Source organism: Accumulibacter sp. (genome assembly GCF_023806565.1).
GTDB lineage: Bacteria > Pseudomonadota > Gammaproteobacteria > Burkholderiales > Rhodocyclaceae > Accumulibacter.
The window spans coordinates 1-4044 of record NZ_JAMTDV010000134.1 but is presented as its reverse complement, the minus strand read 5'-3'; the positions used below and the strand labels follow the sequence as shown (position 1 = coordinate 4044).

The 4044-nt window shown below is 63.8% G+C and carries 1 protein-coding gene and 1 pseudogene; both read left to right on the top strand.

What is annotated here, in order from left to right; all coding sequences use genetic code 11:
* Positions 1–277: 277 nt before the first annotated feature.
* The gene (locus tag NFV80_RS16200; protein WP_295331292.1) at positions 278–1825 is read left to right on the top strand and encodes a toll/interleukin-1 receptor domain-containing protein; all 1548 of its coding nucleotides are present in this window, start codon (positions 278–280) and stop codon (positions 1823–1825) included.
* A pseudogene (locus NFV80_RS16195) lies at positions 1822–4044 on the top strand (hypothetical protein); the annotation flags it as partial. The gene NFV80_RS16200 and the pseudogene NFV80_RS16195, both read left to right, overlap by 4 nt.

Genomic DNA, 4044 nt, shown 5'->3' with positions numbered 1-4044 from the left:
TGACCCCGAAGCCCGCTGACCCCGAAGCCGCGCGTGACCTTCCGTGGGCGAAAGCGTGACGTCTTGTCCGAGAGCCGGATGGGCGAAAAGCGCCTGTCCGGTTCGATGAGCGGGCTGTGGAAACGGGGTCATGGATCGGCTACTTCGGCACCGTCAGACGAAAGAGACGGTCACAGACAAGCCGCACCTAACGCCACCGCGCCACATCTCGACTCTACTAGTATCGAAGCGCGGCGATTTTTCCGTGCATGCTGCGCATGAGGCTATACTCATTGCCATGCATCAACACGACCCACTCAATGTCAGCAAGGCCCTGGTCACCGGTTTTGATTATGACGTTTTCGTCAGTTACGCCCACGATGACAATCTGGTTCCCGCGGGGGCAAGCGGTCGGGGCTGGGTCACCAGGCTGGCGCAGAATCTCAATTCGGTCCAGAGCGCGCTGCGCAAGCGCGTCTTCATCGACAACCAACTGAAGCCGGGCGACGCCTTCGACGATGCCTTGAAGGAAAAGGTGGCCCGCAGTGCCGTCCTGCTGCTGCTTCTGTCGCGCAATTATCTGGCATCGGAATGGTGCGGCACCGAGCTCGAACACTTCATCCAGGCTCGCTCGGATGATCCGCAAAAGCCGCGCCACGTCTTCGTCGTCGAACTTCTGCCGTTTGAGCGAATCGATCGGGTTCCTGCTGTCGTGGAGAGAATCCGTTCGCAACTGCTGCATTGCAAGCTCTGGTACTGGTCAGGCGGTGCTGCCAATGGCGTTCATCGCCTCGCGGGTTCGCCAAGTCCCGGGACCGATGAAGACCACGGAACCCATTACTGGCGCGAAGTGGAAGCCCTGGTGCAGGCGATTGACCACCGCCTGCTGGAAATAAAGATGAAATCGGGCGAGCCGCCGGCAAGACCGGCGGGAATGCCTGAAACGCCGCCTACCGCGGCGTCCGTGCCCGCGCCGATAGCCGGTGCCGTCTTGCTTGCCGACGTGACCGACGATCTGGAGAGCAAGCGCAGCGAAGTCGTCGCCGCCCTTAGAAGAGAATGCATCCCGGTCGTGCCAGAGGGCGACTTCTACGGACTTACCGCCGAGGAACTCGCTTCCGGTCTGGGTGCCGCGCTCGCGCAATCGGTGCTGTTCGTGCAGTTGCTGTCTGCTACGCCAGGCCGCAAACCGCCCGGAGGAGAACTGCCTCTGCCGCAGTTGCAATTGCAGATGGCCCGCCACTCCGGAATAGCGATCATGCAATGGCACGACCCTGCGCTCGACGTCGCCAGCATTCTCGATGCCGACCACGCTGAGCTGTTCCGATCGCCCGAGTTGCATGTCGTCAACCTCGAGCGCTTCAAGGAAGAGCTGGTTCTCCGCCATGGCAAACTGATCCGCCCGTCGCCGCCGACACGGCCGACACGGCCGACCACGCGCCGAATCTTTCTCGACGACCCATCGCCTGATGCCGACCTCCGCGAGGGAATTCGAGAAATCCTGAGTCGCCACGGCTGCGAGGTACGCAGCCCGGTCAATGGCCAGGCCAACGACCCGGCAGCACTGGCCGAATTGCTGCGCATCTGCGGCGGCGGCATTACCATTTATCGCGAAGCACGGGACCGCTTGACGATCAGCTTTCGCTTGATGCGTTGTCTGAACCTGATCGCCGAGAGGCAGTTGAACGTGGCGCGCTGGGGCGTGTGGCTCGGCGCCCAACCGGCGCGCAACGACCTTTATGCCGAGTTGGGCATCGACTCAAAGGATCTTTTCGCCATTCCTGGTTTCGCAGGGATCGACGAGCCAGCGCTGGTCAGTTTCATCCAGGGCGTCCCTCCCTCATGAAACGCATCACCCTCGCGCTGCCCGCCCCTTACGTAGGCCTGCGCGCCTTCGAAGCGGACGATGCACTGCTCTTCTTTGGGCGCGAGGCGCATGTCGGCGACCTGCTGCACAAACTGGCGAGCAGCCGCTTCACCACAGTAATCGGTGCCTCGGGTTCGGGCAAGTCGTCGCTGGTGCGGGCCGGACTCATCCCCGCCCTGCACCGTGGTGATCTGACGGATTTCGGCCACCGCTGGAACGTGTACACGCTCAAGCCCGGCGACTCGCCGATGGCCAACCTGGCCACGGCATTGACCCGCGATGCCCGCTGGCGTGGCAGCCTGGATGCAGGCACTGCACCGCAGTACCTCGCCGCCAGCCTGCGTAGCGGTCCGGCGGCCTTCACCGATTTGTTCCGGTCGCTGCAACCGGAGTTTGCCAGCGAGGCGGTGATCCTGGTGGTCGATCAGTTCGAGGAGATTTTTCGCTTCCGCCAGCGTGACATCGACGAAGCCGAGGCCTTCGTCAAATTGCTGCTGCGCGCTGCGGCCGAACCCGGGCTGCCGGTGCAGGTGCTGCTGACCATGCGCGCCGACTTCCTGGGCAACGCGGCCGCTTTCCATGGCCTGCCAGAGGCGATCAACAGCGGCCTCTACCTAACCCCGCGGCTCAACCGCGAGCAACTCGAGACGGTCATCGTTGCCCCTCTGGCGCTGGTCGGTGGCAGCATCGACCCGGTTCTGACTACGCTGCTGGTGAACAATCTGACCAGGGACGATGAACTGCCGGTCCTGCAGCACAAGTTGCTGCGCATGTGGCACCAGGCCAGGGACCATGGCCGCTCGGACCTGGTTTTCGACGATTTCAAGGCGGTCTCGGCGCGTACCCTGGCGGCAGGCGGTCTTGAAGCCGACAACGCGCCCGAAGGCAATGCGCTGGACACCCATGCCGAGGAAATCCATCGTCGCTTGTCGGCGCCAGCGCAGGCGATCGCACGTGCCCTCTTCATCGCGCTCAGTGAGCGCCGCGACGGTCGTGACGTCCGCCGCCCGCAGACCTGGTCCGAACTCAGGAATCTGGTGGGGGCGGCCGCAGAGCCGCAGATGCGGGAAGTTCTCGAAGCTTACCGGGCAGAAGGCGTGGGTTTTCTCACCCCGATCGCGCCAGCCCCCTTGCTTCCGGATACGCCGATCGACATCGGCCATGAAAGTCTGATCCGCCAGTGGCATCGTTTGCAAGCGTGGTTGGCCGACGAAGAGACCGACGCAGCCGAATTGCAGGAATTCGAGCAGCGCCGGCGCCGGTGGGAGGAAAAGACCGGCGGCCCACTCGACGAAACCGACTGCGTGCGGGCATCGCGCTGGCGAGAACGCCTGAGCGGTCAGCCAGACCCGGATCGCTGGGCAAGGCGCTATCTGGCAGCGCCGCTCGCCGCGGTGCAGGCGTATCTGGCCGAGAGCGAAAGGCTTCTCCAGGAACAGACGCGGGCGAAGCTCGCCGCCGAGGAAGAGCGAATCCGGCTTGCCCGCGAGGCAGAGGAGGCGCGGGTCCGTCGTTTGGAGGCGGAAGCCGAGTTGCAGCGCAAGACGGCTGCTGCGGAAAGAACCGCCAAAGAACAGGCCGAATCGGGCGCCCGCGCCCTGCGCAAGTTCTCCTACGTGCTGGCGGCACTGTTGCTGGTAGTCGCTCTCGCAGCCGGCGGCTTCCTCTGGGCGTGGCGAGAGGCGGAGTCACAACGGGTCAATCTCGAAGCCCAGTTCCTCTGGCACCCCTTGAGACTTCTCGATAGGAAGATGTCCAGCGCACAGTTCACCGACCTGCTCGTTCTGGCGGCTGCCGACGAAGGGCATAGGAAGGCCTTTCTGGAAGCAATACGCAAGAATCGCGAGCTGGCGGGCAGCTTCGTCCGTGCCTCGGCTGACCTGGTTGCTGCCGCAGCAGGCCTCGACCCGCAGATTCGTGCGTGGATAATCCGAACCTTCACCCCGAAACTCGACAAGCCCGATCCGGTTCTCGACAGAGCGCGCATCTTGGCACTGCTGGCCGTTGAAGCGGACATCGACCTGAATCAACTTCTGTCCGTCGTCGCCACGACCACGGACAGCCATGAGCTCTCCGTTTTGGGCGAGGGCCTCGCCGCGGTGGCGGGCAAGGTAAATGCGCCGCAGGCCGCGGCGGTGGCCGACAAGTTCGTGCAGGCGATCCTGAAAACCGACGACCCCGACCGACTCTCTGCCCTG